Below are 22,946 nucleotides of genomic sequence, written 5' to 3'. Positions count from 1 at the left end.
CGTCGCAGGGTGGGAACGGGTCAAGGGGGTCGGACCGATCTCCGGTACCGGGCCGAGGAGTCGTGGGTTTTCCTGGTCTGTCCGGCGCTCACACCGTGAGGCCGCGCACCAGCAGATCCAGCAGCGCGCACACGAACAGGGCGATCCCGATGAACCCGTTGACGCTGAAGAACGCCCTGTTCAGGCGGGACAGGTCATGCGGGCGGACGATGGTGTGCTCGTACACGAACGCCGCCGCGACGATCATCAGCCCCACCCAGAAGAAGCCGCCCGCGTCGGTCGCCACCGCGTACCAGACCAGCAGCGCCATCGTCAGCGTGTGGCACACCCGGGCGCCCCAGATCGCCGCCGGGATGCCGAAGCGGGCCGGGACCGACCTGACGCCGACCTCGCGGTCCGTCTCGACGTCCTGGCAGGCGTAGATCAGGTCGAAACCGCCGATCCAGATGCCGACCGCGAGGCCCAGGACGACCGCGTCCCAGGACCACTCGCCCGTGATCGCCAGCCAGCCGCCGATCGGGCCCATGGCCTGGGCGATACCGAGGATGGCCTGCGGGAAGTTCGTGAACCGCTTGCCGTACGGGTAGACCACCATCGGTACTACCGCGACCGGCGCCAGCGCCAGGCACAGCGGGTTCAGCAGCGCCGCCGAGCCCAGGAAGACCACGACGGCGACGAGCGCGCCGGTCCAGGCGTGCCTCACCGACATCGCGCCGGTCACCAGCTCACGGTGCGCCGTGCGGGGGTTCCGCGCGTCGATCTCCCGGTCGATGATCCGGTTCACGGCCATCGCGAAGGTCCGCAGGCCGACCATGCAGACCGTCACCAGCAGCAGCTTGCCCCAGTGGATGTTCTTGTCCATCTGGAACATCGCGGTGAGCGCGGCGATATAGGCGAAGGGCAGGGCGAAGATCGAGTGCTCGATCATCACCAGCCGCAGGAAGGCTTTCGTGCGTCCCGGCTGCGGGATCGCGGCGGAGGCGCTGCTCACAGGCCGTACTCCTTCCAGCGGCGGTCCACCTTCGCCGCCGTCTCCGGGTCGGACAGCACCATCTCGGGCCAGCCTCCGTCGCGGGTGTAGCCCTCCTCGGGCCACTTCTTCGTCGCGTCGATCCCCGCCTTGCCGCCCCAGAACTGCTGGTAGGAGGCGTGGTCGAGATGGTCGACGGGGCCCTCGACGACCGACAGGTCGCGCGCGTAGTCCGTGTTGCCGAGAGCCCGCCAGGCGACCTCGTGCAGGTCGTGGACGTCGCAGTCGGAGTCGACCACCACGATCAGCTTGGTCAGGGACATCATGTGCGCGCCCCAGATCGCGTGCATCACCTTCTGGGCGTGCTTGGGGTACTTCTTGTCGATCGAGACGATCGCGCAGTTGTGGAAGCCGCCCGCCTCGGGCAGGTGGTAGTCCACGATGTCCGGGACGATGATCTTCAGCAGCGGCAGGAAGAAGCGCTCGGTCGCGCGACCCAGCGGACCGTCCTCCGTCGGGGGCCGGCCGACCACGATCGACTGGAGCAGCGGGCGCTTGCGCATCGTCACACAGTCGATCTTCAGCGCCGGGAAGGGTTCCTGCGGGGTGTAGAAGCCCGTGTGGTCGCCGAAGGGCCCCTCGGGGAGCATCTCGCCCGGCTCCAGCCAGCCCTCGATCACGACCTCCGCCTGCGCCGGCACCTGGAGCGGCACCGTCTTGCAGTCGACCATCTCGATCCGCTTGCCCGCGAGGAAGCCCGCGAACAGGTACTCGTCGATGTCCCCGGGCAGCGGGGCCGTGGAGGCGTACGACACGGCCGGCGGGCAGCCGAAGGCGATCGCGACCGGGAGGCGCTCACCCCGGCGCGCCGCGACCTGGTAGTGGTTGCGGCTGTCCTTGTGGATCTGCCAGTGCATGCCGATGGTGCGCTTGTCGTGGCGCTGGAGGCGGTACAGGCCCAGGTTCCGGATGCCGGACTCGGGGTCCTTGGTGTGGGTCAGGCCCAGGTTGAAGAAGGAGCCGCCGTCCTTCGGCCAGGTGAACAGGGCGGGGAGCTGGTCGAGGTCGACGTCGTCGCCGGTGAGGACGACCTCCTGCACCGGGGCGGCCCCGGACTTCACCTTCTTCGGCGGTACGTGCGCCATCGCGCCGAGCTTGCCGAAGGCCTCCCGCACGCCCACGAAGCCGTGCGGCAGCTCGGGCCGGAGCAGGCCGCCGATCTTCTCGGAAATCTCGGCGTACGACTTCAGGCCCAGCGCCTTCAGCAGCCGGCGGTCGGTCCCGAAGACGTTCATCGCGAGGGGCATCGCGGAGCCCTTCACGTTCTCGAAGAGCAGCGCCGGGCCTCCGGACTTCTGGACCCGGTCGACGATCTCCCCGACCTCCAGGTACGGATCCACCTCGGCTTTGATGCGCTTGAGGTCGCCCTCGCGCTCCAGTGCCCTGAGCAGGGAGCGAAGATCGTCGTAAGCCATGGGGTCAAGTATCCCCGAGCGGCTACCCTGGGCCTGAACCCGGGGGCCGTGCCCCCGGCTCGTCAACCGTTCCACTGGAGAGGGCCCATGCTCCGGGTGCTGATGTTCCTCGTGCCACTGGCACTGAGCGTGTACGCGTTCATCGACTGCATCAGCACGAAGGAGGAGGACGTCCGCCACATGCCCAAGCCGCTGTGGGCGATCCTCGTGCTGCTGTTCCCGCTCGTCGGGTCGATCTCCTGGATGATCGCGGGCAAGAAGCGCAGCCCGGCCGCCGAGGGCTGGTCCGGGGTGCGGGAGCGCGGTGGGCGCGGCGGCCAGTGGGTCGCCCCCGACGACAACCCCGAGTTCCTGAAGTCCCTCGGCGAGGAGAAGAAGGAACGCGGCGAGGACGGCTCCAAGGACAGCTGATGGAGCTGCGGCTGCTCGTCACGTTCGAGAAGGTCGCGACCGTCCTCAGCTTCACCCGGGCCGCGGCGGAGCTGACGTACGCGCAGTCCAGCGTGACCAGCCAGGTCCGCGCCCTGGAGGACTTTCTCGGCACCCCGCTCTTCGACCGGCTCGGCAGCCGTATCCGGCTGACGGAGGCCGGTGAGCGGCTGCTGCCGTACGCCCGGCAGATCATCGAGCTGAGCGAGGAGGCCCGGGCGGCGGTCGTGGACGCGGAGGAGCCGTCGGGCTCGCTCGCGGTGGGCACGATGGAGTCGCTGACCTCCTACCGGCTGCCGCCGCTGCTTGAGCTGTTCCACCACCGCTATCCGAAGGTGCGGCTGTCCCTGCGCACCACCCTCGGCGACGAGACCCGGCAGGCGCTGCGGCAGGGGACGTACGACGTGGGGTTCCTGATGGAGCCGGAGACCGAACACCCGGGGCTGGAGAGCCGGGTGCTCGCGCCGGAGCCGCTGGTGCTGGTGGCCGCGCCCGGTCATCCGCTCGCCGTGAAGAGCCCCGCGCTCAAGACGGAGGACCTCACCGAGGTCCAGCTCGTCGGCACCGAACCCGGCTGCCCCTACCGCGACCTCTTCGAGTCCGAGCTCGTCCGGCGCACCGGATCCCCGCCGCCGTTCATGGAGTTCGGCACCATCGAGGCGACCAAGCGGGGTGTGGCGGGCGGTCTCGGGATCGCGCTGCTGCCGCGGGTGACGGTGGCCGCGGAGCTGGCGTCCGGGGTGCTGGCCGAGCTGCCGTGGGAGCCGCCGTTCCAGCTGTACACGCAGGTGGCGTGGCGGGCGGGGAAGCGCCTGCCACGCCATCTGACGCTGTTCATCGAGGCCGCGGTGCGGCTGGTGCGGGAGCAGACGTCGTACGACGGGACGTGACGACCCGGGGCTCCCTGGCCAGCGTCACCTTCAGGCTGGCCAGCACGATCAGCGGGACGCCCAGGGCCTGGACGAGGCCGATGTGGTGGCCGTACACCGCCCAGTCCATGACCATCGCGACGGCCGGGTAGACGAAGGCGAGCACGGCGATCTTCGAGACCGGCAGCTGGGCGTAGGCGGCGTACATGAGGACGTACATCACGCCCGTGTGGATGAGGCCGAGCCCGACCAGCCAGCCCCAGTCCGTACCCGTGCCCGCCATCGCGCCGAAGTCGGCGAAGGGCAGCAACAGCGGGATGCCGACGACGACTTGGACGAGCGCGACGAGGTGGGGGCGTACGCCGGTGATCCGCTTGGTGACCAGAGTGGACAGCCCGTAGAGGAGCGCGGCGAGCAACGCCTGTCCGACACCGAGGAGATAGGTGCCGCCGCTGGTGAAGTCCCCGGGTGTCACGCCCGATACGAGGGCCAGGCCCGCGAAGGCCAGCGCGATCCAGCCGATCGTGGCGGCCGTCAGCCGCTCGCGGAAGAGCAGGGCGCCCAGCAGCACGACGTAGAACGGCTGGGTGTGGTAGACGACCGTCGCCACCGAGATCGAGGTGTTCTCGTACGACTGGAAGAGCAGGACCCAGTTGAGGACGATGAACACCCCGCCCAGGACGGCGAGTCCGAGGGTGCGCGGGGTGAAGCCGTGGCCGCGGAGCCAGCCGCGGGCGATCACATAGCCGCCGAGCGCCAGGGCGCCGAACAGGACGCGGAAGAAGACGACGTTGAAGGGCGAGGCGCCCGACTCGACGACGAAGACGCCGAGGGTGCCGGAGAGCACCATCGCGGTCGTCAACTGGGCCGTGCCCTTGTTCTGTGGGGTCATGCCATGGACGCTACGAGCGGGCGTAGGTGCTGGTCCACGGGCCAGTGGGGCGTCCTGCCGATACCCCGATCGGCGGCGTCGATAGGTGCAGGCCGTAGGCCGGTGCGGGTTCTCGGCAGCGGGTCAGCCGGCGTCCGCGTGCGCCTGTGCCACATGCTCGACCCTGATGTACCGGTCGCCGAACTCCTTCTTCACGAGGGGTTCGGCCGTCTTCGGGTCGTCGACGCCGATGCGCACGAATCCCCGCTCGTCGACGCCGACCTCACGCAGCTGGAAGGTGCCGTCCCAGCGGGTCATGTCCTCGCTGACGCGGTCGGCGAGGGCCTCGAGGGTCCTGCGGTCGGCGTCGGCGGCGTGGAGCCGTAGCGTCACGCCCTTCTCTGCGGCGTCGCAGGCGGCCTTGTCGAAGGCGCCGGAGGGGATGCGCCAGATGTCGGCGGTGTTCTCGTCCTCGTCGACGCCCATGCCGGTGTAGACGGCGGAGTGCTTGCCCGCGGCCAGCTTGTCGATGCGGGCGAGGGTGCGCTCCAGCGGGGTGTCCTCCGGGGAGTCGGTGTCCTTGCCCTCCGTGGGACCGGGGCGGCTGCCCACGCATTCGCCCTCCGCCCGCCCCCGGCCCGCGGACCTCACCTCCACCGGGGCACTCGTCCTCGGCCCGGCCCGCAGCCCGCCGTCGCTCTCGCCGTGCCCGGTCTCCAGCGCGTCGACGTACAGGGCCGACCCCACCACCACACCGGCGGTCGCCACCGCCGCCACGATCCAGCTCCGCATCCTCATGCCACTCTGACGTCGGAGCGAGCCAAACGGTTCACAACGGGTCAGGAAACGACATCCCCGCGCAGAACCAGCGCCAGCAGCCCCGGGAACCGGGCCTCGAACTCCTCCCGCCGCAGCCGGTTGACCCGCTTGGGCCCCTCGTCCCGCTGCTCCAGGAGCCCGGCCGCCCGCAGCACCGCGAAGTGATGGCTCTTGGCCGCCTTGCCGACCGGCACGTCGAAGGTGCCGCAACTGCGGGACCAGTCGGGGGAGGCGGCCAACTCCCGTACCAGTTGCGCCCGTACGGGGTCCGCGAGCGCGGCGAGGGCGGTCAGGACCGGCACGTCGTCGGGGTGGGTGTGCTCGGGAGCGGCCCGATGACTCGTCATGGCGTCCTCTCGTACCCGCTTGCCAAGTGTTCGATGAAAACCATACAGTCACGAGTGTTCGCTTTTCATTGAACACTCATGGGCGAGGTGTGGCATGCGCGCGGTCGAGATCCAGGAGTACGGCGGTCCCGAGGTCCTCAAGGCCGAGGAGAGGGACGTCCCCGAGCCCGGTCCCGGGCAGGTGAGCATCGACGTGGCCTACGCCGGGATCAACTTCGCCGACCTCAAGGCGCGGGAGTCCGGGTACCGGGTGCCCGCCCTGCCGTTCCGGCCCGGCCTGGAGGTCTCCGGGCGCGTCCGTTCCGTCGGCGAGGGCGTCACGGATCTCGCCGTCGGCCAGGAGGTGACGGCGCTGACCGAGGGCGGCGGCTACGCCGACGTGGCTGTGGCGAACGCGGTGACGGTCTTCGCGCTCCCGCCCGGCATCGACCTGCGCACGGGCGCGACCCTGCCGACGGTCGTACCGACGGCGTACGCCCTGGTCCACGCGGTGGGCCGGCTCCAACCCGGCGAGACCGTGCTGGTGCAGGGCGCGGCGGGCGGCATCGGCACGGTGGTGGGGCAGCTGGCCAAGGCCGCGGGCGGCACGGTGTACGGCGTGGTCTCGGACGCGGCGAAGGCGGCGTACGCGCGGGAGCACGGCTACGACGACATCTTCGTAGGCGACTTCGAGCAGCCGGTGCGGGCGGCGACCGATGGCCGCGGCGTCGACCTGGCCCTGGACCCGGTCGGCGGCGACACCTTCCGGGCCTCGCTCGCGGCCCTCTCCGTCTTCGGGCGCCTGGTCTCCTTCGGCAACGCGAGCGGGGCGCCGGCGTGGAGCGTGGGGCAGCCGGAGCTGTTCCCCTCCGGCGTCTCGGTCGCCGGGTTCTCGATCCTGACGCTGGCACGGACGGCGCCCGCCGCACTCCGGGCGCTGACCGAGCAGGCCTTCGCCACGGTGGCCGACGGCACGGTGTCCCTGCCGGTGACGGCGGAGTTCGGCCTGGAGGAGGCGGCGGAGGCGCACCGGCTGATGGGGACCCGGGCGAGCACGGGGAAGCTGCTGCTGAGGGTGGGCGGGTAGCGCCGCGGACCACCGCAGCGGCGGCAGGGGGCGGGAGTGACGGGGGCCACTGACCACCAGGGTTTGCATGACCATGCATTGCCATGCATACTCTTCCTATGTCCAAGGTCCTCACCTCCCTGCCCGCCGGCGAGCGCGTCGGCATCGCCTTCTCGGGCGGCCTCGACACCTCCGTCGCGGTCGCGTGGATGCGTGACAAGGGCGCCGTCCCGTGCACGTACACGGCCGACATCGGCCAGTACGACGAGCCCGACATCGCCTCGGTGCCCGGCCGTGCCAAGACCTACGGCGCCGAGATCGCGCGCCTGGTCGACTGCCGCGCGGCGCTGGTCGAGGAGGGCCTGGCCGCGCTGACCTGCGGCGCGTTCCACATCCGCTCCGGCGGGCGGGCGTACTTCAACACCACCCCCCTCGGCCGGGCCGTCACCGGCACGCTGCTGGTCCGGGCGATGCTGGAGGACGACGTCCAGATCTGGGGCGACGGCTCGACCTACAAGGGCAACGACATCGAGCGGTTCTACCGCTACGGCCTGCTCGCCAACCCGCACCTGCGGATCTACAAGCCCTGGCTGGACGCGAACTTCGTGACCGAGCTGGGCGGCCGCAAGGAGATGTCGGAATGGCTGGTCGCCCACCAGCTGCCCTACCGGGACTCCACGGAGAAGGCGTACTCCACCGACGCCAACATCTGGGGCGCCACGCACGAGGCGAAGACCCTGGAGCACCTGGACACCGGCATCGAGACCGTCGACCCGATCATGGGCGTCCGGTTCTGGGACCCGTCGGTCGAGATCGCCACCGAGGACGTGACGATCGGCTTCGAGCAGGGCCGCCCGGTCACCATCAACGGCAAGGAGTTCGCCTCCCCCGTCGACCTGGTGATGGAGGCCAACGCGATCGGCGGCCGGCACGGCCTGGGCATGTCCGACCAGATCGAGAACCGGATCATCGAGGCCAAGAGCCGCGGCATCTACGAGGCCCCCGGCATGGCCCTGCTGCACGCCGCGTACGAGCGCCTGGTCAACGCGATCCACAACGAGGACACCCTCGCCCAGTACCACAACGAGGGCCGTCGCCTGGGCCGCCTGATGTACGAGGGCCGCTGGCTGGACCCGCAGGCGCTGATGATCCGCGAGTCGCTCCAGCGCTGGGTCGGCGCGGCGATCACCGGCGAGGTCACCCTGCGCCTGCGGCGCGGCGAGGACTACTCGATCCTCGACACCACGGGCCCGGCGTTCTCGTACCACCCGGACAAGCTCTCCATGGAGCGCACCGAGGACTCGGCCTTCGGTCCCGTCGACCGCATCGGCCAGCTGACCATGCGCAACCTCGACATCGCCGACTCCCGCGCCAAGCTGGAGCAGTACGCGGGCCTCGGTCTGATCGGCACCGGCAGCCCCACGGTCGGCGCCTCCCAGGCCGCCGCGACCGGTCTCATCGGCACCATGCCGGAGCTGCCGGAGGGCGGCGCGGAGGTCATCGCCTCCCGCGGCGAGGTCTCCGAGGACGACGCCCTGCTGGACCGGGCGGCGATGGAGTACGGCACGGACTGATCACCGACCACGAAAAGAGGCCGGCCCCACGGGGCCGGCCTTTTCGCGTCACACCCGGTTGCCCGGCTGTCGCGGGCCCAGCAGCATGGCCGTATGGATCAGGCACAGGCACAGGCGTGGCTCGCCACCGCCGTCGCCCAGGCCCGCGCCGGGCGCGCCGAGGGCGGCATCCCGATCGGCGCCGCGCTCTACGGCGCGGACGGCACCCTGCTGGGCCGCGGCCACAACCGGCGCGTCCAGGACGACGACCCCTCCATGCACGCGGAGACGGCGGCGTTCCGCGCGGCGGGCCGGCAGCGTTCGTATCGCGGTACGACGATGGTGACGACCCTCTCGCCCTGCTGGTACTGCTCCGGCCTGGTCCGGCAGTTCGGCATCTCCCGCGTGCTGATCGGCGAGGCGACCACCTTCCACGGCGGCCACGACTGGCTCGCCGAACACGGCGTGGAGATCGTGCTCCTGGACGACGCCGACTGCGTCGAGATGATGCGCGACTTCATCGAGGCCGACCCGGCACTGTGGAACGAGGACATCGGCGAGTGAGACGAAACCCGACCGGCTCCCCCCGCGTTCCCGCGGGAGGAGCCGGACTCGGTCAGGGTCGGCTGGACGCCCCGGTCACACGCCCGCGTAGGAGTGCTTGCCGGAGACGAAGATGTTCACGCCGTAGTAGTTGAACAGCCAGCAGCCGAACGCCAGGAGAGCGAGGTAGGCGGCCTTGCGGCCCTTCCAGCCGGCTGTGGCGCGGGCGTGCAGGTAGCAGGCGTAGGCGACCCAGGTGATGAAGGACCAGGTCTCCTTGGGGTCCCAGCCCCAGTAGCGGCCCCACGCGTCGCCGGCCCAGATCGCGCCCGCGATGATCGTGAACGTCCACAGCGGGAAGACCGCCGCGTTGACGCGGTAGGAGAACTTGTCCAGGGACGCCGACGCGGGCAGCCGCTCCAGGAAGGAGGTGGCGAAACTGCCGGGCTTGCCGCCGTTGGCGAGCTTGTTCTCGTACGAGTCCTTGAACAGGTAGAGGATCGTGCTGACCGCGCCCACGTAGAAGACCGCGCCGCAGAAGATCGCGGTGGAGACGTGGATGTAGAGCCAGTACGAGTGGAGCGCGGGAACCAACTGGTCGCTGGCGGTGTACAAGACAGTGACGGCGAGACCGAGATCGAGGAGCACCGAGGTGATGAGGAACAGCCCCATCCAGCGCACGTTCTTCTTCAGCGCCAGCAGCCCGAGGTACACCCCGACGGCCACCGTGGAGAAGGTGAGGTTGAACTCGTACATGTTGCCCCACGGCGCCCGCTCCACCGAGGCCGCGCGGGCGATGACCCCGGCCAGCTCGATGAGGAAGGCGAGCACCGTGAGGGACACGGCGATACGCCCGTAGAGGTCCCCCTGCTCGTCCCCGCCGTGCGCCCCGGGCCCGTCCGGCACGTCCCGCTGACCGGCCGCGGCCCGCACGACGACCTTCGGCCGCTCCAGTACGGCGGTGGAGCCGCCCTTCTGCACCGTGACGGCCGGCGCCTTGGCCTTCTGGTCCGCCCCGGCGGTGAGCGCGGCGGCGGTACGGCCGACCTTGCTGCGGCTGCCGAAGAGCCATTCGGCGATGTACGCGAAGAAGGCCAGCGTGTAGACGGCCATCGCGGAGTAGATCAGCGTGTTGCTGAGATTCGCGAGGTTCTCGTTGGTGGCGGCGGCGAGATTCGTCGTCGCGCCGGCGAGGTCGGTTACGGCGGCGAGAGTCACTTCTCAGGCCTTTCGGCAGGTACGACGTGGGGTTCGGGGGTATCGGTGGAGTCTTCGTCTGGTTCGGGCGCCCCTGGCGCCTGGTCGTACAGGATCCCGGCGAGCTCACCGAGTTCCTCGGGCACCTTCGCGGACTCGCTGCGGCCCAGCCCCGCCATCTCCACGACCGTCACCCCGTCGTCCCCCTTGACCGCCCGCACCCACACCCGGCGGCGCTGGATGAACAGGGACGCGGCGAGGCCGAAGATCGCGGCGAGCGCGCCGGCCAGCGCCCAGCCGCTGGCGGGCTGGCGGGTGACCTGGAAGTTCGCCCACTCCGCGGTGGACTCGTAGGTGATCGAACCGGCGCCGTTCGGGAGCTTCATGGTCTCGCCCGGCTTGAGGTTCTCCCGCTGCTGCGCGCCCTTGGCGTCCTTGAAGGCCTTCAGATGGGACTTGTCGAGCTGGTAGACGCTCTGCGGGATGCCCGCGTCGACCCCGAGGTCGCCGTGGTAGCCCGCGAGGTTCAGCACCGGGTTGTTCAGGGCGGGGAAGGTGGAGGCGGTCTCGCTGCCCGGCGTGTACGTCGGCAGGAAGAAGGCCTCGAAGCCGAGCTGCTCCCGTACGCCCTTGGTGTCGCGGTAGCCGTCCATGACCTTGACGACACCGGAGGAGGTGACGTTGTTGTCCAGCGGCAGCAGCGGCACGGCATCGCGGTAGACGACCTTGCCCTTGCCGTCGCGAACCGTGAGGACGGGCGCGTAGCCGTGGGCGGTGAGGTAGACCTTGGAGTCGCCGATCTCCATCGGCTTGTTGACCTTGATCACCGTCCGCTTGTCCTTGCCGTACGCGCCCACGCTGTAGGTGACGTCGGCCTGGTAGGTACGCGCGGTGCCCCGGTTGGGGCCGGTCTCCTCGTAGGTGCCCTGGAAGTTGTTCAGGGTGAAGCTGAAGGGGTCCAGCTCGTCCTGGGTGAAGAGGGTGCCGGACTTGAAGTCGTCGTACTGCGTGAGGGTGTTGGAGAACCCGTCGCCCTCGACGACCAGTTTGTTGCCCTCCATCTTGAACAGCTGGCCCCAGGCGAACGCGATCAGCATCACGATCAGCGCGATGTGGAAGGCGAGGTTGCCGACCTCGCGCAGATACCCCTTCTCGGCGGCGACCGCGTCCCCGACCAGGTCGGCGCGGAAGCGGCGCTTCTTCAGCAGGGTGAGCGCGGCCTCGCGGACCTGCTCGGGCCCTGCCTGCGTGCGCCAGGTGGTGTAGGCGGGCAGCCGGGTCAGCCGCTTCGGGGCGCCCGGCGGGCGGCCGCGCAGCTGGCCCACGAACTGCCAGGTGCGGGGCACGATGCAGCCGATGAGGGAGACGAACAGCAGGATGTAGATCGCGGAGAACCACACCGAGCTGTAGACGTGGAACAGGCCGAGCTTGTCGTAGACGTCCCCGAGGGTGGGGTTGGCGTCACGGAAGTCGGCGACCTTGGTCTCGTCGGTGCCGGACTGCGGGATCAGCGAGCCGGGGATCGCGCCCAGCGACAGCAGCAGGAGCAGCAGCAGCGCGACCCGCATGGAGGTCAGCTGCCGCCAGAACCAGCGGGACCAGCCGATGATGCCCAACGCGGGCATGTTCAGGCTCTCCGCGGGCGCGGTGGACAGCTGGGAGCCCGCGGCACCCAGGTCCTCGTCGCCGGTGGGGGCCGGGTCGGCGGGCGCGTTGGTCGTCGTCTTGCTCATCGATCAGATCCCCACAGTGAAGCCGTCGGACCAGCCCTGCATCTCCTGCACGATGCTGTCCCACGCGCCGGTCAGCAGCAGCACGCCGGTCGCGATCATCATGGTGCCGCCGATGCGCATCACCCAGACGTAGTGGCGCTTGACCCAGGCGAAGGCGCCGAGCGCCTTGCGGAAGGCTACTGCGGCGAGCACGAAGGGGACACCGAGGCCGAGGCAGTAGGCGACGGTCAGCAGGGCGCCGCGGCCCGCGCTGCCCTCGTTGGCCGCGAGGATCGTCACCGAGGAGAGGGTGGGGCCGAGGCAGGGCGTCCAGCCGATGCCGAAGAGGGCGCCGAGGAGGGGGGCGCCCGCGAGCCCGGTGGCCGGCTTGGTGTGGAAGCGGAACTCCCGCTGGGTGAGCCAGGGCATCAGGCCCATGTAGAAGAGGCCCATGAGGACCATGAGGGCGCCCAGGATCTTCGTCAGGACGTCCTTGTTCTGCTGAAGGTTCTCGCCCCAGTAGCCGAACAGCGCCCCGCCGGAGACGAACACCACGGTGAAGCCGAGCACGAACAGGGAGGCACCGGCGACCATCCGCCCGCGTCGGGCGTCGGCGAGGTCGGTGCCGCTGACCCCGGTGACATACGACAGATAGCCCGGCACGAGCGGCAGGACGCACGGGGAGAAGAAGGAGACGAGACCGCCGAGCACGGCGATGGGCAGCGCGAGCAGCAGGGCCCCGTGCAGCACCGTGCCGTTGGGGGACGTGGTCGCGGCGAGCGTGAACACTGCGCTCACGTCACTTCTCCGCGAGCACAGGCTTGATCATCCCGGTCAGCGTGTCCTCGCCCAGCGCCATCAGCGCCCGGGCCGCGATCTTGCCCTCCCGGTCGATGACGAGCGTGGAGGGGATGAGCTGCGGGTTGAGCGTGCCCTTCTTGAAGCGGAGCATCTGCTTGCCCGTCGGGTCGTACAGGCTCGGGAAGGTGACCCCGAACTCCTTCTCGAAGTTGATCGCCGAGGTGGTGTTGGTGTCCCGGGTGTTGATGCCGACGAACTGGACGCCCTGGGACTTGAACTTCTCGGAGACGGCCTGGAGGTTCTTCGCCTCGGCCCGGCAGGGGGTGCACCAGGAGCCCCACACGTTGACGACGAGGATCTTGCCCTTGTAGTCGGCGGTGGTCAGCTGCTTGCCGTCGATGGTCTTGCCGGACAGGACCGGCGCGGTGTCCCGCTTGCCCTGGGCGACCGTGTCGACGCCGTCGTTGCCGGTGATGAAGTTGGTGTCACCACTGCCGCCCACCTTGCCGCCGGAACCGCACGCGCTGAGGGTCAGCGCGGCTGCGGCGGCGATGGCGGTGAGCAGGACGGCACGGCGGTCGGTGCGGTTCGAGCCCGGACGGGCACGGCTGGCGGCACTCATGTGAAAAGTTTCGCATGCCCGTTCCGGGGATCTTGCGCGCCCCCCTTGCGGGCGGAAACCCGCATATCAGGCGGCGTTCGCGGTGCTCCCGGCCGTGCTTGCCGGGCTGTCCTTCAGGAAGGACTTCCAGCCCCCGACGGGCGCCTGCCCGACATCGAGCGTGCGCAGCCTGTCGAGCACCTCCGGCTTCTGCACGTCCATCCAGTCGACGAACTGCCGGAAGGAGACCATGCGCACGTCCTCGCCCTTCTCCTTCTCCGCCGCGATGTGCTTCAGGGCCTCCTCGACGGCGTCCATGTAGATGCCGCCGTTCCACTGCTCGAAGTGGTTGCCGACGAAGAAGGGGGCGCGGTTGGTCTCGTAGGCCCGCTGGAAGCCGGCGATGTAGGCGCCGGCTGCCTGCTCGCGCCAGGCCGGGTGGTTGTGGGCGGGGGCGTTGGTGGAGTTGACCGACTGGTTGGCGAGCATGTTGTAGTCCATCGACAGGACCTCGAAGCCGCGCCCGGGGAACGGGATCGCCTGGAGCGGCAGGTCCCACAGCCCGTCCTTCTTCCGCGGCCAGACCTGGCGGCCGCCGGGCGAGGAGGCGTCGTAGCGCCAGCCGAGCTCGCGCGCGGTGGGCAGCAGGTTGTCCTGGCCGAGGAGGCAGGGCGTACGACCGCCGACGAGCTCCTTGTCGTAGTCGAAGGGCAGCGCCGGCAGGTCGGTCCAGCCGGTGTTGGTCCGCCATTCCTTGACGAAGGCCTTCGCTTGGTCGATCTCGCTGCGCCACTGCTTCGGCGTCCAGTTGCCGACGGTGCCGTGGCCGCCGCAGAAGTGGCCGTTGAAGTGGGTGCCTATCTCGTGCCCGTCGAGCCAGGCGCGGCGCACGTTGGCCAGGGTCGCCTTGACGTGGTCGTCGGTGAGGTAGCCGATGTCGGAGGCGCCGACGGGGTTGTTGGGCGGCTGGTAGAGGCGCTTCTTCGACTCGGGCAGCAGATAGAGCCCGGAGAGGAAGAAGGTCATGTGGACGCCGTGCCGCTGCGCGAGGTCGAGGAAGCGGGGGAAGAGCCCGTTGCCGACCTCGCCGGCGCCGTCCCAGGAGAAGACGACGAACTGCGGCGGCTTCTGCCCCGGCTCCAGCGGCTCGGGCCGGGCGGGCTGGTGGGGCTGCTTGCCGGTGTAGGAGGTGGAGCCGTCGCCGATGGGGCGGACGGTGGCGGGCTTCTTCGTGGCGCTCGGGCTCGGCCGGGAACCCGCGGCGCGCGTCGGCCCGTCCGACGTACCGAGGGTGCCGCACCCCGCGAGTCCTACGGTGGCCGCGGCGCCCGCGCCGAGACCTATTGCTCCCCTGCGGGTGAGATCGCGCATGGCGTCCCCGTTCATCACGTTCCTCTGGTGGTCACCCAGTCAGAGGCGGTGACGAACGGGGAGGTTCCGCACATACTTCCGGATTCCGTAACAGTGACCGGGACCGGACCTACGCCCCGAAGGCCTTGCTCTTGCCCTTCACCGGCTTGGCACCCGCCCGCAGATGGGCCGGCACGAGATCGATCGCGGGCTCGCTGTAGCCGACGGACACGATCTTGTCGCCCTGGTACGTGAACGTCGTCAGGGAGGCGAGCGTGCACTGCCGCTTGCGCGGGTCGTGCCACAACCGCCGCTTCTCGACGTACGACCGCACGATCCAGATGGGCAGCTGGTGGCTGACCAGCACGGCCTCGTGCCCACGGGCCGCGTCCCTGGCGGCGTCCAGCGCCCCCATCATCCGCACCACCTGGTCGACGTAGGGCTCGCCCCACGACGGCTTGAAGGGGTTGACCAGGTGCTTCCAGTTGTCGGGGTTCTTCAGGGCGCCGTCGCCGACGCCGAAGGTCTTGCCCTGGAAGACGTTCTCGGCCTCGATGAGCCGCCCGTCGGTCGCGAGGTCGAGGCCGTGCGCCTTGGCGATGGGCGTGGCGGTCTCCTGCGCGCGCTCCAGCGGGGAGGCGCAGACGTACGTGATGTCGCGGGGGGCCAGGTGTTCGGCGACCCGGTCGGCCATCTGCCGCCCCAGTTCGGACAGGTGGTAGCCGGCGAGCCGGCCGTAGAGGACCCCGTCGGGGTTGGCGACCTCGCCGTGCCGCATCAGGTGGACGACGGTGATGTCGCCGTTCGTCTCAGGGGTGCTCATGCCTGTGCCTCCGCTGCCGCTCGGGCCGCCGCCGGAAGGGCGTCGGCGATCCTCTGCACCGCCCGCTCGTCGTGGGCCGTGGAGACGAACCAGGACTCGAAGGAGGACGGCGGCAGATAGACGCCGTCGGCGAGCAGCGAGTGGAAGAAGGCGGTGAAGCGGAAGGACTCCTGCTTCTTGGCGTCCTCGTAGTCGCGCACCTCACGGTCCGTGAAGAACACGGAGAACATGTTGGAGGCGGACTGGAGCCGGTGCGCGACGCCCTCCTTGGTGAGCGCCTCGGTGACCAGCGACTGGATCTGCGCGGAGACGGCGTCGATCTTGGCGTAGGCGGCGTCGTCGAGGAGGCGCAGCTGGGCGAGGCCCGCGGCGGTGGCGATCGGGTTCCCGGAGAGGGTGCCGGCCTGGTAGACGGGCCCGGCGGGGGCGAGGTGCGCCATAACGTCGGCGCGGCCGCCGAAGGCCGCGGCCGGGAAGCCGCCGCCCATGACCTTGCCGAAGGTCATCAGGTCGGGCCTGACCCCGTCGATGCCGTACCAGCCGGCGCGGCTGGTGCGGAAGCCGGTCATGACCTCGTCGGAGATGTACAGGGCGCCGTTCTTCGCGCAGGCGTCCTTCAGACCCTGGTTGAAGCCGGGCCGGGGCGGCACGACACCCATGTTCCCGGGCGAGGCCTCCGTGATCACACAGGCGATCTCACCGGGGTGCCGGTGGAAGGCCTCGTGCACGGCCTCGAGGTCGTTGTACGGCAGGACGATGGTGTCGCCGGCCTGGGCGCCGGTGACGCCGGGGGTGTCGGGCAGGGCGAAGGTGGCGACCCCGCTGCCCGCCGCGGCGAGGAGCGAGTCGACGTGACCGTGGTAACACCCGGCGAACTTGATGACCTTGGTGCGCCGGGTGAAGCCGCGGGCGAGCCGGATGGCCGACATGGTGGCCTCGGTGCCGCTGGAGACGAGCCGCACCTGCTCCAGGGGCTCGATGCGGGCGACCATCTCCTCGGCGAGGGCGACCTCGCCCTCCCCCGGCGTACCGAAGGACGTGCCGCGCGAGACGGCGTCCTGGACGGCGGCGATGACCTCGGGGTGCGAGTGCCCGAGGATCATGGGGCCCCAGGAGCAGACGAGGTCGACGTACTCCCGTCCGTCGGCGTCGGTCAGATACGGACCGCGGCCCGACACCATGAACCGGGGCGTACCGCCCACGGCACGGAAGGCGCGCACCGGGGAGTTCACGCCGCCCGGTGTGACGGCGGCCGCACGGTCGAACAGGGCCTGTGAGGCAGGCGCATCGTATGAATAGGGCGTTTCGCTCATGACCTGCGACTTCTCCGACTTCTCGGACTCCGGTTGCCGACTTTCCTCCTCAGGGTAGGCCAGGGGCTCCGGCCGACGGCGGTCTGAGGTGCGGTGCCATCTGCGAGACTGAGACCTGATACATACAGCTCGTACGGCCCATGACGTCCGGGGACTGCGAAGATCCTCGTGCGGATCCTCCGGACAGGTGTTTCAACGCACGTTTCGGCGGGCGGCCGTGGGGGAGGTCACTGACACGATGATCGGGTTGCGCGGCGGGGGCCACGCGTCCTAGAAAAGCAGTCGGGTGGAGATATGCATCGCGGTGGCGGACTGGGCGAGGGGACTGACGACCTGGGTCCTCGACGTGCCCGGCGGGGAAGGCACCGGCGCGACGCGGAGGAAGCCGCGGAATCCCGTCAAGGACATGCGGTACCGAGTGAGTCGGAGCGCGACGATCGACGTATCGAACGTCGGATCGAGCAGCTGGGGGCGGGGAGCAGGAATGGTGGTCGGGTGGGGGTGACGTACAAGTACTTCGGCGCGCCGGACGGCGCGACCGCGGCCCGCGTCCCGATCTCGATGCGTCCCGAGGAACTCGGCGGCGACGAGCTCGGGATGAACGGCATGTTCACCAAGATCAAGCCGGAGACGATGGCCGCCATGGTCCTCACCGGCATCGAGGGCGTCCCCCTGCACAAGGTGCCCCCGCTGGAACTGGTCGTCCTGCACCCCGACTACGCCGTGGTCAAGCTCCCCATGACGGTCGTCGACCCGCTGCGCGGCATCGGCGAGGAGGCGGTGGGCGCGGCGGCGTTCATCTGGTCGACGGTCCCGGACCGCGGCGGCCCCCGAGACGCGTTCAACGTGTACCAACTGCTGCACGAGTGGCAGGACTTCAGCCATCGGCTGCATGAGGCGGGGCATCAGCCGTACTGCCTGGTGTGGCCCTGAGCTGGGCTTTCGGCTTTCGGTAGGTCGGGCGGGGTTCCCGGACCCCGCCTTCGTCGTTCCCGGAGGACCCCGCCCGGGCCCGCGCCGAGTCACCCCCGGCTAGCATCGACGGATGAACACCTACTGGCACGTCGTTCTGCCGCCGCTCTGCGCCTGACGGGCGCGGGCACCTCGGCGGTCTGACCGTTTGACCCCGGCCCCGACCGGCCCCGCAGGGCGGTCAGGGGTGGTTGTCGTGCGCCTGTTCCGGATCGGAACCCCAGCCGCACGCGACGACGGAAGACCACGACTGTGCCGAACCGTACGACCTCTCTGCCTCCCGCACGCCCTGCCCGCCCCCGCGCCGGGCTCCTCGGCGGACCCGCGCCCATCCTCGCCTCGGCCGTGCTGTGGGGCACGACCGGGACCGCCGGTGCGCTGGCGCCGGCCGGTGCGCCCGCCGCGGCCATCGGCTGTGCCGGGCTCGCCCTCGGCGGGCTCCTGCTGTTCCTCACCTCACGCGGCGCGCGCTCGCTGCCGGCCGCCTGCACGGGCGGCGAACGCCGGCTTCTCCTGCTCGGGGCGCCGGCGGTGGCCGGGTACCCGGTCACCTTCTATCCGGCGGTGGCCCGGACCGGGGTGGCGGTGGCCACCGTGATCGCGCTCGGCAGCGCGCCGGTCTTCGCCGGGCTGCTGTCCTGGGCCTGCGGCCAGGCCCGGCCGACGGCCCGCTGGACCGCCGCCACCGGGGCCGCCGTACTGGGCTGTGTCCTGCTGGTACTGGGCCCCGAACTCACCGGAACGGCCACCCCGATGGACCTGACGGGAGTCGTCCTCGCCACGTGCGCGGGGCTCTCGTACGCCGTGTACTCGCTGATCGGCGGGCGGCTCATCATGCGCGGCCACCCCTCCGACGCGGTGATGGGCGTGCTGTTCGGGGCGGCGGGCCTGCTCGTCGTGCCGCTCCTGATCATCCTCGGCACGCACTGGCTGGGCACTATCCGCGGGGCGGCCGTGACGGCGTATCTCGCCCTGTTCACCGTGTACCTGGCCTACCGGCTCTTCGGCCACGGGCTGCGCCGCACCCCGGCGTCGGTGGCCACCTCACTGACCCTCGCGGAGCCCGCCGTCGCGGCGGTCCTGGGCGTGAGTGTCCTCGGTGAACGTCTACCGGCCGCGTCCTGGTGCGGGCTGGCGGTACTCGCGGTGGGGCTGGTGCTGCTGGCGGTGCCTGTGGGGGACGACGCCGGGCGCCGATAGCGGGCCGGGGCGGTGGCGCATCGGGGCGGTGGCGAACCGGCGCGGTGGCGAACCGGCCCCGCCCCGCCGCCAGCCCCGCCCCGCCGTCCGCCTCGCCGGGGCTCAGGCGGCGGGGTGCGGGTCCCGCGTCGACGCCTTGCGGGCGAGCAGGCCGAGGAGCGCGGCGTTGACCAGCCCGCACAGGGCCATGCCGGCCGTGAAGATCAGCGGGGAGAGCCACTCCAGCGGGGAGTCCCAGGCGGGCGCCAGCGCCAGCAGCGGGACACTGACGACCATGCTGAGCGGGGCCGTGGTCATGAGCGGCCAGATCGCCGCGAACCCGGGGTCCGCCGACAGGTAGGCGGCCCACAGGAAGAACCCCAGCGACGCCACGACCACGGCGAGGTAGCCCCGCGCGAGCCAGTTGTCGACGGCGGGCGCCAACAGGGCACGCAGTCTCGGGAGTCGGGGGCGGGCGGAACGGGCCATGGTGGTGCCTTTCTCTGGAGCTGGAGCTGGAGAGGGAGATGGAGAGGGACGGTTCACGCGCGCCGGGCGGAACGGTTCACGCGTGCCGGGCGGAGCGGACGTCGCGGACGTGATGAGCGAGCGCGCCGACCACGGCGGCGTTGACCAACGCGCACACGAGCAGCCAGCCACCCGCCATGACGGAGGAGGCCACCACGGCCGCCCCACCGGCGTCCGCGGCCGGAGCGTCCCCGAACGGGACGACGATGCCCGCCATGGACAGCGGCTCGGTCAGCAGCACCGGCGCCATCGCGTACGAGCTGTCCGGAGCGAGCAGGGCGACCGGCACGGAGGCGGCGAACACCCCCAGGTATCCCCGGGCGAGCCAGTTGTCCGTGGCGAGCGCGAGCAACCGCCGCGGCCTCGAGAAGCGGTGCGGAGGCGAGCCGTTCGACATCGCGGGTCCCTTCGGGTCGGTGCGTTCTCGGTGTGTGCTCCACGATGGACCGAGAGCCGAGCCGGGACATGAGTACGGGTGCTCATCTCCGTCTGGGTGACTGCCCGTGCGTCGCGCATGCGGCTGCCGTGCGTCCGGGGCCCGTTGACCTTGTCGTACGTGGTCGCCCAGGCCGTGGATCATCCAGGCCGTGGGTGCTTCAGGCCGTCACGTGTGGTCGTGGGCGACCGTGATGTGGGGCTGCGGGCCCGGCGACTCCAACTCGTCGATCACGGCCACCGCCAGGTCCTCGGCACTGATCCAGGATCGGCCGTCGGGGGCGGTCAGGAGGGTGTCGGTACCGCGGCGGTAGCGGCCGGTGCGGTCGCCGGGCTCCAGCAGGGCCGGCGGGCTCAGGTAGACCCAGTCGGCGGTGGGATGCGAGCGGCAGGCCCGCAGCTGGGCGATGCCGGCCGCGGCGACGGGCCGCCACTCGGCCGGAACGTATGCCGGGTCGTCCGCGACCAGCAGCCCGCTCTCCCCCGGGCTCCGCAACGCGCCCGCCCCACCCACCACGAGGACGCGCGTCCCCACCTCCGCCGCGGCGTCCAGGACCGCGCGGGTCGCCCCGACCAGGAACCCCTCGTCGACCGGGAACGTCCGCACCGCCAGCACCACGGCGTCCACCCCGCGCCCCGCGAGCGCCTCCCGCACCGCGGACGCGTCGCCCGCGTCGACCGCGACCGGCGTCACGGCCGGGTCGTCACTCCCGGGCCTCCGGGACAGGGACAGCACGCCCGCCCCTCTCCCGGGTTTCCGCGACAGCGCGAGCACACCGTGCCCACGGGCGACCGCCTCGCCCACCACCCGGCTGCCCACCATCCCGCCGGCACCGAGCACGGCGATCGTCATCCCCGCCCGCACCGCGCCCACGGCCTCCATGGCACCCTTCGCCTCCCTCATCTCCGTCCCCCGCACGACATCCGTCGCCTCCACCGCCTCCACCGCCTCTCTCGCCGTCACCGTCTCACTCGCCTCCACCGCCTCCACCGCCTCCACCGTCTTCATCACCTTCACCGCCTCCCTCGCCTCCACCGCCCTCTCCCGCCATCCACCTGCGCGGCCGCCATGGCCGCCAGCGCCACCACGAACCCCACGCCTTGCACCGCGTTCAGCGACTCCCCCAGCGCGGTCCCGACGACCGCCGCCACCAGCGGGGACAGCAGGACCAGCGGGGCCGACGCACCGACCGGCAGACCGGCGACTCCCCGGGACCACAGCGTGTGGGCGATGAGTCCGCCCATGCTGCCGAGCCACAGATAACCGGCGATCGCTCCCATGCCGATCGCCGGGGGCGCCCCCTCGACGGCCAGGGCCAGGGGGAGCAACAGCAGCCCGCCCGCGGTGAGTTGCCAGCCCGCCAGGGTCAGCGGACCGACACCCGCCGGGCGGCCCCAGCGCTTGAGCAGGACAACCCCCGCCGCCATGCCCGCCGTACCGCCGAGGCCGGCGAGCACGCCCACGGTGTCCAGTCGCGCGTGCGGCCCGAGGACGACGAGGCCCACCCCGAGCACGCCCAGCACCCCCCAGCTCAACCGCCAGGGCGACGGCCGGTCGTGGAGCACCGCCACCGCCAGCGCGGCGACGAGCAGCGGCTGGGTGGCGCCGAGGGTGGCGGCCACGCCGCCGGGAAGCCGTTGCGCCGCCACGAACAACAGGGGGTACAGGGCACCGATGTTGAGCACGCCGAGGACGGCGGCCTTCCACCACCAGTCCCCGCGCGGCAGCACCCGGGTGATCGCCAGCGCGACCAGCCCGGCGGGCAGGGCACGCAGCAGCGCGGAGAACAACGGGTGGCCGGGCGGGAGCAGTTCGGTGGTGACGGCGTACGTGCTCCCCCAGGCCGCCGGTGCCAGGGCGGTCAGCGCCACGGTCCTCGCCCGGCGCGCGTACGGGGTCCGGGGCGGCCCAGGTGACGTCCTCGCGGTCGGGGTCCACTGGGTCTTCTGCATGCACCGAAGTCTCGGCCCGGCCCCCCATGAATCCAACGCATGCTTTTCATCGCAACCATGAACAGGGACCATGTACGACGTGGATCTCCAGCAGATGCGCTACGTCGTCGCCGTCGCCGAAACCCGGAACTTCACCCGCGCCGCCGAGCGCTGCGACGTGGTGCAGTCCTCGCTCAGTCACCGGATCGCCGGTCTGGAGCGGGAGTTGGGGGTCAGGCTGTTCGCCCGGACCAGTCGCCGGGTCGAACTGACCAGCGCCGGGGAGTCGTTCGTCGCCGCCGCGCGGGAGTGCCTGGCCGCCGCCGACCGCGCGGTCACCGACGCGTCCGCCGCGAACGGTGTGGTGCGCGGCAGGCTCGCGGTGGGCGTCATCGTGACCACGGCGGCCGTCGACGTACCCGAACTGTTGCAGCGCTATCGCGCCCGGCATCCCGAGGTCCGTGTCCTGCTGCGCTCCGGGCGCAGTGACGAACTGGCGGCGGCGATCCGCCGGGGCGACCTCGACATCGCCTTCCTCGGGCTGCCGGAGGGCGAAGGGCCGGCCGGTGTGGAGGCCGTCGCCCTCGACCACGACGAGCATGTCCTGGTGGTGCCGGCCGGGCACCCGCTCGCCGGCACCGCGCGGGTCGCCCTGCACGAGATCGCCGGCGAGACCTTCGTGGACTTCGCCGACGGCAGCCCTGGCCGGGCCCAGTCCGACCAGGCCTTCGCCACCGCGCGCCTGGTCCGCGACGTGGCGTACGAGGCGGGCGCCGTGGAGCTGATCATCCGGCTGGTCGCGCGCGGCCTCGGCGTCGCGCTGCTGCCGTCGGCGTTCGTCCGCCTCCTCGCCGCCGACCACCCCGAGCTGGCCCTGGTCCCGGTGATCGACGGACCGCGCCGCGTCGAGTACCTGGCCTGGAGCCGCTTCAACCCCAGCCCGGCCACCCGCGCGATGCTCGACGTCCTCGGGGTCAGACGGTGACCCGGGCACCTCGGGCGCGCACGAAGGCTCCCGGACCATCAGGCCCGAAGGGAAGGTCACGAGCCTGAAGGGCCGAGGTCACGGGCCTGATCGACAGTTTCGTGACAGTACGAAGGTGACTCCTGTTCACCTTCGCGGGCTTGTGCGAGGGTGAACGCGCGGCGCCGAGTGGATCTTGACCGGGTCCTGGCCGCCGC

Annotated in this window: 24 protein-coding genes; 8 read left to right on the top strand and 16 right to left on the bottom strand. The window is 71.1% G+C overall.

What is annotated here, in order from left to right:
- Nucleotides 1–88: 88 nt before the first annotated feature.
- Together mqnP and ACZ56U_RS32875 are read right to left on the bottom strand one after the other, a co-directional pair.
- Nucleotides 89–991: a menaquinone biosynthesis prenyltransferase MqnP gene (mqnP, locus tag ACZ56U_RS32880; protein ID WP_469087578.1), complete on the bottom strand. Its 903-nt coding sequence runs from the start codon at nt 989–991 to the stop codon at nt 89–91.
- Entirely contained in the window at nt 988–2,445 is a 1,458-nt protein-coding gene (locus tag ACZ56U_RS32875; RefSeq protein WP_469087577.1) for a menaquinone biosynthesis decarboxylase, read from the bottom strand. Before ACZ56U_RS32875 ends, mqnP begins: the two co-directional genes overlap by 4 nt.
- Nucleotides 2,446–2,532: 87 nt before the next feature.
- Here ACZ56U_RS32875 and ACZ56U_RS32870 point away from each other — a divergent pair, with 87 nt between their 5' ends.
- Complete coding sequence (locus ACZ56U_RS32870) at nt 2,533–2,856, top strand: PLD nuclease N-terminal domain-containing protein (protein WP_469087576.1); 324 nt, start codon at nt 2,533–2,535, stop codon at nt 2,854–2,856.
- Nucleotides 2,856–3,764: a LysR family transcriptional regulator gene (locus tag ACZ56U_RS32865; RefSeq protein WP_469087575.1), complete on the top strand. Its 909-nt coding sequence runs from the start codon at nt 2,856–2,858 to the stop codon at nt 3,762–3,764. Before ACZ56U_RS32870 ends, ACZ56U_RS32865 begins: the two co-directional genes overlap by 1 nt.
- Here the strand turns inward: ACZ56U_RS32865 and ACZ56U_RS32860 are convergent.
- The 3 genes from ACZ56U_RS32860 to ACZ56U_RS32850 all read right to left on the bottom strand — a co-directional run bounded on the left by ACZ56U_RS32860 (nt 3,709) and on the right by ACZ56U_RS32850 (nt 5,780).
- Nucleotides 3,709–4,635: a DMT family transporter gene (locus tag ACZ56U_RS32860; protein ID WP_469087574.1), complete on the bottom strand. Its 927-nt coding sequence runs from the start codon at nt 4,633–4,635 to the stop codon at nt 3,709–3,711. The two genes, ACZ56U_RS32865 and ACZ56U_RS32860, sit on opposite strands and share 56 nt — an antisense overlap.
- A 123-nt stretch (nt 4,636–4,758) precedes the next feature.
- The gene (locus ACZ56U_RS32855) at nt 4,759–5,406 is read right to left on the bottom strand and encodes a hypothetical protein (RefSeq protein WP_469087573.1); all 648 of its coding nucleotides are present in this window, start codon (nt 5,404–5,406) and stop codon (nt 4,759–4,761) included.
- Between the two features lie 47 nt (nt 5,407–5,453).
- Nucleotides 5,454–5,780 (bottom strand): ArsR/SmtB family transcription factor, encoded by a 327-nt coding sequence (locus ACZ56U_RS32850; RefSeq protein ID WP_469087572.1) that lies wholly within the window; start codon nt 5,778–5,780, stop codon nt 5,454–5,456.
- Between the two features lie 94 nt (nt 5,781–5,874).
- Here ACZ56U_RS32850 and ACZ56U_RS32845 point away from each other — a divergent pair, with 94 nt between their 5' ends.
- From ACZ56U_RS32845 to ACZ56U_RS32835, 3 genes are all read left to right on the top strand, one after another.
- A complete protein-coding gene (locus ACZ56U_RS32845; protein ID WP_469087571.1) occupies nt 5,875–6,846 on the top strand; it encodes a quinone oxidoreductase family protein in 972 nt (323 codons plus the stop codon).
- Between the two features lie 98 nt (nt 6,847–6,944).
- Nucleotides 6,945–8,399, top strand: a complete 1,455-nt coding sequence (gene argG, locus ACZ56U_RS32840) for an argininosuccinate synthase (protein ID WP_469087699.1) — start codon at nt 6,945–6,947, stop codon at nt 8,397–8,399.
- Between the two features lie 93 nt (nt 8,400–8,492).
- Nucleotides 8,493–8,942, top strand: a complete 450-nt coding sequence (locus ACZ56U_RS32835) for a nucleoside deaminase (RefSeq protein ID WP_469087570.1) — start codon at nt 8,493–8,495, stop codon at nt 8,940–8,942.
- A 75-nt stretch (nt 8,943–9,017) separates the two neighbouring features.
- Here the strand turns inward: ACZ56U_RS32835 and ccsB are convergent, their stop codons facing one another.
- The 7 genes from ccsB to hemL form a co-directional block, all read right to left on the bottom strand.
- Nucleotides 9,018–10,139 carry a c-type cytochrome biogenesis protein CcsB gene (gene ccsB / locus ACZ56U_RS32830; RefSeq protein ID WP_469087569.1) on the bottom strand — a complete coding sequence of 374 codons (1,122 nt, stop codon included), beginning with the start codon at nt 10,137–10,139 and terminating at the stop codon, nt 9,018–9,020.
- On the bottom strand, nt 10,136–11,851 hold the full coding sequence (resB, locus tag ACZ56U_RS32825; protein WP_469087568.1) for a cytochrome c biogenesis protein ResB: 1,716 nt from the start codon (nt 11,849–11,851) through the stop codon (nt 10,136–10,138). The genes ccsB and resB overlap by 4 nt, the downstream gene beginning before the upstream one ends.
- Before the next feature lie 3 nt (nt 11,852–11,854).
- On the bottom strand, nt 11,855–12,628 hold the full coding sequence (locus ACZ56U_RS32820; protein WP_469087567.1) for a cytochrome c biogenesis CcdA family protein: 774 nt from the start codon (nt 12,626–12,628) through the stop codon (nt 11,855–11,857).
- A 1-nt stretch (nt 12,629) separates the two neighbouring features.
- Nucleotides 12,630–13,253 (bottom strand): TlpA family protein disulfide reductase, encoded by a 624-nt coding sequence (locus ACZ56U_RS32815; RefSeq protein WP_469087566.1) that lies wholly within the window; start codon nt 13,251–13,253, stop codon nt 12,630–12,632.
- Nucleotides 13,254–13,319: 66 nt separating this feature from the next.
- Nucleotides 13,320–14,603, bottom strand: coding sequence for a polysaccharide deacetylase family protein (locus ACZ56U_RS32810; protein WP_469087698.1), 1,284 nt, complete (start codon nt 14,601–14,603; stop codon nt 13,320–13,322).
- A gap of 109 nt (nt 14,604–14,712) precedes the next feature.
- A complete protein-coding gene (locus tag ACZ56U_RS32805) occupies nt 14,713–15,405 on the bottom strand; it encodes a histidine phosphatase family protein (protein ID WP_469087565.1) in 693 nt (230 codons plus the stop codon).
- Nucleotides 15,402–16,718 carry a glutamate-1-semialdehyde 2,1-aminomutase gene (gene hemL / locus ACZ56U_RS32800; RefSeq protein WP_469087564.1) on the bottom strand — a complete coding sequence of 439 codons (1,317 nt, stop codon included), beginning with the start codon at nt 16,716–16,718 and terminating at the stop codon, nt 15,402–15,404. The genes ACZ56U_RS32805 and hemL overlap by 4 nt, the downstream gene beginning before the upstream one ends.
- A gap of 495 nt (nt 16,719–17,213) precedes the next feature.
- Between hemL and ACZ56U_RS32795 the strand changes: the two genes are divergently transcribed.
- Both ACZ56U_RS32795 and ACZ56U_RS32790 read left to right on the top strand, forming a co-directional pair.
- On the top strand, nt 17,214–17,651 hold the full coding sequence (locus ACZ56U_RS32795; protein WP_003974483.1) for a hypothetical protein: 438 nt from the start codon (nt 17,214–17,216) through the stop codon (nt 17,649–17,651).
- A gap of 291 nt (nt 17,652–17,942) precedes the next feature.
- A complete protein-coding gene (locus tag ACZ56U_RS32790) occupies nt 17,943–18,890 on the top strand; it encodes a DMT family transporter (RefSeq protein ID WP_469087563.1) in 948 nt (315 codons plus the stop codon).
- Between the two features lie 102 nt (nt 18,891–18,992).
- On the opposite strand, the gene ACZ56U_RS32785 is transcribed toward ACZ56U_RS32790, so the two are convergent.
- From ACZ56U_RS32785 to ACZ56U_RS32770, 4 genes are all read right to left on the bottom strand, one after another.
- Nucleotides 18,993–19,358 (bottom strand): SCO4225 family membrane protein, encoded by a 366-nt coding sequence (locus tag ACZ56U_RS32785; protein WP_469087562.1) that lies wholly within the window; start codon nt 19,356–19,358, stop codon nt 18,993–18,995.
- Nucleotides 19,359–19,434: 76 nt separating this feature from the next.
- On the bottom strand, nt 19,435–19,794 hold the full coding sequence (locus ACZ56U_RS32780) for an SCO4225 family membrane protein (RefSeq protein ID WP_469087561.1): 360 nt from the start codon (nt 19,792–19,794) through the stop codon (nt 19,435–19,437).
- A 207-nt stretch (nt 19,795–20,001) separates the two neighbouring features.
- Nucleotides 20,002–20,685 (bottom strand): NAD(P)-dependent oxidoreductase, encoded by a 684-nt coding sequence (locus ACZ56U_RS32775; protein WP_469087697.1) that lies wholly within the window; start codon nt 20,683–20,685, stop codon nt 20,002–20,004.
- Between the two features lie 161 nt (nt 20,686–20,846).
- Nucleotides 20,847–21,785, bottom strand: a complete 939-nt coding sequence (locus tag ACZ56U_RS32770; protein WP_469087560.1) for an EamA family transporter — start codon at nt 21,783–21,785, stop codon at nt 20,847–20,849.
- 79 nt (nt 21,786–21,864) lie between these two features.
- On the opposite strand from ACZ56U_RS32770, the gene ACZ56U_RS32765 reads away from it, so the two are divergent.
- A complete protein-coding gene (locus ACZ56U_RS32765; RefSeq protein WP_469087559.1) occupies nt 21,865–22,749 on the top strand; it encodes a LysR family transcriptional regulator in 885 nt (294 codons plus the stop codon).
- The last annotated feature ends 197 nt before the right edge of the window (nt 22,750–22,946 follow it).

The sequence above is a fragment of the Streptomyces sp. NPDC034103 genome (genome assembly GCF_055575395.1).
Note: the sequence above shows the minus strand (reverse complement) of the source record. Positions and strands in the feature narration are given on the sequence as shown.

Bases quoted from the DNA above. Each gene is read 5' to 3' on its own strand.
- ACZ56U_RS32875 (WP_469087577.1), bottom strand. From the start codon at position 2,445: ATGGCTTACGACGATCTTCGCTCCCTGCTCAGGGCACTGGAGCGCGAG.
- ACZ56U_RS32870 (WP_469087576.1), top strand. From the start codon at position 2,533: ATGCTCCGGGTGCTGATGTTCCTCGTGCCACTGGCACTGAGCGTGTAC.
- ACZ56U_RS32865 (WP_469087575.1), top strand. From the start codon at position 2,856: ATGGAGCTGCGGCTGCTCGTCACGTTCGAGAAGGTCGCGACCGTCCTC.
- ACZ56U_RS32860 (WP_469087574.1), bottom strand. From the start codon at position 4,635: ATGACCCCACAGAACAAGGGCACGGCCCAGTTGACGACCGCGATGGTG.
- ACZ56U_RS32855 (WP_469087573.1), bottom strand. From the start codon at position 5,406: ATGCGGAGCTGGATCGTGGCGGCGGTGGCGACCGCCGGTGTGGTGGTG.
- ACZ56U_RS32850 (WP_469087572.1), bottom strand. From the start codon at position 5,780: ATGACGAGTCATCGGGCCGCTCCCGAGCACACCCACCCCGACGACGTG.
- ACZ56U_RS32845 (WP_469087571.1), top strand. From the start codon at position 5,875: ATGCGCGCGGTCGAGATCCAGGAGTACGGCGGTCCCGAGGTCCTCAAG.
- argG (WP_469087699.1), top strand. From the start codon at position 6,945: ATGTCCAAGGTCCTCACCTCCCTGCCCGCCGGCGAGCGCGTCGGCATC.
- ACZ56U_RS32835 (WP_469087570.1), top strand. From the start codon at position 8,493: ATGGATCAGGCACAGGCACAGGCGTGGCTCGCCACCGCCGTCGCCCAG.
- resB (WP_469087568.1), bottom strand. From the start codon at position 11,851: ATGAGCAAGACGACGACCAACGCGCCCGCCGACCCGGCCCCCACCGGC.
- ACZ56U_RS32815 (WP_469087566.1), bottom strand. From the start codon at position 13,253: ATGAGTGCCGCCAGCCGTGCCCGTCCGGGCTCGAACCGCACCGACCGC.
- ACZ56U_RS32810 (WP_469087698.1), bottom strand. From the start codon at position 14,603: ATGCGCGATCTCACCCGCAGGGGAGCAATAGGTCTCGGCGCGGGCGCC.
- ACZ56U_RS32805 (WP_469087565.1), bottom strand. From the start codon at position 15,405: ATGAGCACCCCTGAGACGAACGGCGACATCACCGTCGTCCACCTGATG.
- hemL (WP_469087564.1), bottom strand. From the start codon at position 16,718: ATGAGCGAAACGCCCTATTCATACGATGCGCCTGCCTCACAGGCCCTG.
- ACZ56U_RS32785 (WP_469087562.1), bottom strand. From the start codon at position 19,358: ATGGCCCGTTCCGCCCGCCCCCGACTCCCGAGACTGCGTGCCCTGTTG.
- ACZ56U_RS32780 (WP_469087561.1), bottom strand. From the start codon at position 19,794: ATGTCGAACGGCTCGCCTCCGCACCGCTTCTCGAGGCCGCGGCGGTTG.
- ACZ56U_RS32775 (WP_469087697.1), bottom strand. From the start codon at position 20,685: ATGACGATCGCCGTGCTCGGTGCCGGCGGGATGGTGGGCAGCCGGGTG.
- ACZ56U_RS32770 (WP_469087560.1), bottom strand. From the start codon at position 21,785: ATGCAGAAGACCCAGTGGACCCCGACCGCGAGGACGTCACCTGGGCCG.